Here is a 2,639-nt window from a genome sequence, read left to right on the forward strand (position 1 = left end):
AGGCCAAGGATCACTGCGCCTGCTGCTTGAAACGACGGACATGAGAGTGTCCTGACTCTGAAGTTTCCAGGCACTTTGCTTGGACGTGCACGGTGCGCTGGCAGAAGCGTTAGACGGCGGCGAGGATATCGTCGCCGCTCTTGGTCCAGCGGAAGGGCTTCGGGTCCGCGTTGTGCGCGTCGATGTAGGTCTTGATGGCGGTTTTTAGCTCGGCGATGGAGCGGTGGGCATTGCGCCTGATCTGGTCGTCGGTCAGCAGAGCGAAGAAGCGCTCGACCTGGTTGATCCAGGAGCTCGAAGTCGGCGTGTAGTGCACGTGCCAGCGCGGACGCTTGGCAAACCAGGCGCGGATCATCTGGGTCTTGTGGCTCGATGCGTTGTCCATCACGACGTGAATGCCGAGTTCCCTGGGGACGTTGGCTTCGACCGTGTCGAGAAAGCGGCGGAACTCGGCGGCACGGTACCGCGGCATGCACCAGCCGATCACGCTGCCGGTCTTTACCTCAAGCGGGGAGTGTCGGAATTTCCGTGTATGGCCGGTCGGTTGAACGACACGGTCAGGCCATGGCCTTGTGGAAACGGTCACCGAACAGGACGGCGAACTGGGCCTTGGCCATGGACGATTCGCGGGCTGGCATGGTCCACTCCTTCTCGGTTCTGTTCAAGACCAGGTAGAGCAGCTTCAGCGCGGCCTCGTCGGTTGGGAAGTGGCCGCGGGTGCGGACGGCGCTGCGTAGCTTGGCGTTCAAGGCCTCGATGGCGTTGGTGGTGTACAAGATGCGACGGACCTCGGCGGGAAACGCGTAAAATGGCACGACCTCGCCCCAGGCGCGCCGCCAGCTCTGGCCGATAGCGGCGTATTTCCGCCCCCACGGCCCGGCTTCGAACGCCGTCAGGGCGGCTTCAGCGGCAGCAGGGTCGATGGCACGGTAGATGTCCGTCAGCGCCGCCGCCCGGCGGTCCTTCCAGGAGACGAAATCCAGGCTGTGGCGCAACAGGTAGACAATGCAGGTCTGCACCGTGGCCTCGGGGAACACCGCCAGGATCGCCTCCGGGAAGCCCTTCAGCCCATCGACCACCGCCAGGAGCAGGTCCCCCACGCCGCGGTTGCGGAGCTCGTTCATCACCCGCAGTCAGAACTTGGCGCCCTCGTTCTGCTCGAGCCAGAGCCCAAGGATCTTCTTGGTGCTGTCCGCCCTAACGCCAAGCGCGATGTGCACCGCCTTGTTGCGGACCAGGCCTTCGTCGCGGATCTTCACCCGCAGCGCGTCAAAGAAGACAAGCGGGTAGACCGGCTCGAGCGGCCGGCTCTGCCAAGCGGCGATCTCGTCCAGCACCGCGTCGGTGACGGCGCTGACCAGGTCCGGCGAGACCTCGATGCCGTAGAGCTCCAGCAGGTGGCCGGCGATCTCGCGGATGCTCATGCCACGGGCGTACATCGACACGATCTTCTCGTCGAAGCCGGGAAAGCGCCGCTGGTACTTGGCGATCAGCACCGGGTCGAAACTGCCCTGGCGGTCCCGTGGCACCTCCAGCCCGATCCGCCCGGTGTCGGTGACTACGCTCTTGCGACCATAGCCGTTGCGGCTGTTCCCGGCGCCGCTCTCGCCCGCCAGGTGGTGGTCCATCTCGGCGTTCAGCGCCCGCTCAGCCAGCGCCTTCTTCAACTGATCCAGCAGGCCGCCCTGGTCGAAGGCGGTGCTGGCGTCCGCGCCGGACAGCAGCTCGTCCAGCATCTCGTCAGGGATTCGAGGCGCTTTGCGGCGGGCCATGGGGGAGCTCCTTCTTTCCCATCATGACCGAACACACACGAAATTTGCGATAGGCCCTGCCGGCGACTGTCGCGCCAAAGATGGGGCCGCGGTAGACGCTGTCGGCATAAACCTCGCCGGGTACCTCAGGCAGGGCACCGCCGCCAGCTCGGCCGTCATAGACCTTGCTCGGCTTCACGCAGAGCGCCTCGAGCAGGGCGGTATCAGCATCGGCACCCACATGGGCCTTGAAGCTGTGGATCGCCTTGCGCCGCTGGTGGCCAGCCCAGCCGGCCTCAGGATCGGCGCGGCTGGCTAAGGCAATCACGGTGGCGTCCACCAGCGGGCCGGTCTTGACCGTGATCGCCTTGGCCCGGAGCTGGCCTATCACCCCCGCGAACAGCGCCTGGTCGAGGCCGCGGGCAACAAGCCGAGCCCACAGCCGTACAAAGGCCGTGCGCTCCGGCGTCGGCTCATGGGCCGAGAAGCCGCAGAAGCGGCGGAACGAGGCGCGATCATCAAGCGCTTCGACGACCCGCACGTCGGACAGGTCGTGCCAGACCGCGATCAGCATGGCCTTGAACAGGGCCAAGGGCAGCCAAGCCGGCTCACCCTTCGCAGCACACGAGATATCCCGCAGCTGGTGCTCGACCAGCGCTCAGTCGATCAGCTCCAGCGGCTTGCCCAAGGTTGACTGACGTGCAGCACCTGCAGAGCTGAACACCGCCATGTCCTGGCCAATCCGACGACGCGCCATGGGAGCCTCTGCCGCTGATCACACGCAGCGAATCAAAGCCGAGCCGCAACGTCCAGCTCCATCCGCGCATAGGTCACACTAGAGCATTTCAGGTTTAGTCGAACGCGTAGCCTGAGTTGGCAAGGTAGTTC

2 protein-coding genes and 1 pseudogene are annotated in these 2,639 nt (G+C 65.1%); all 3 read right to left on the reverse strand.

Annotation, left to right across the window (positions count from 1 at the left end; translation table 11 throughout):
* Nucleotides 1–109 precede the first annotated feature (109 nt).
* Nucleotides 110–586 carry an IS630 family transposase gene (locus AC5JJ6_RS08305; protein WP_496041584.1) on the reverse strand — a complete coding sequence of 159 codons (477 nt, stop codon included), beginning with the start codon at nt 584–586 and terminating at the stop codon, nt 110–112.
* A pseudogene (locus tag AC5JJ6_RS08310) lies at nt 558–1,772 on the reverse strand (IS256 family transposase). The gene AC5JJ6_RS08305 and the pseudogene AC5JJ6_RS08310 overlap by 29 nt, the downstream one beginning before the upstream one ends.
* On the reverse strand, nt 1,741–2,406 hold the full coding sequence (locus AC5JJ6_RS08315; protein WP_496041585.1) for a transposase: 666 nt from the start codon (nt 2,404–2,406) through the stop codon (nt 1,741–1,743). Before AC5JJ6_RS08315 ends, AC5JJ6_RS08310 begins: the two are co-directional and overlap by 32 nt.
* Nucleotides 2,407–2,639: the final 233 nt, after the last annotated feature.

Source organism: Skermanella sp., from assembly GCF_059503625.1.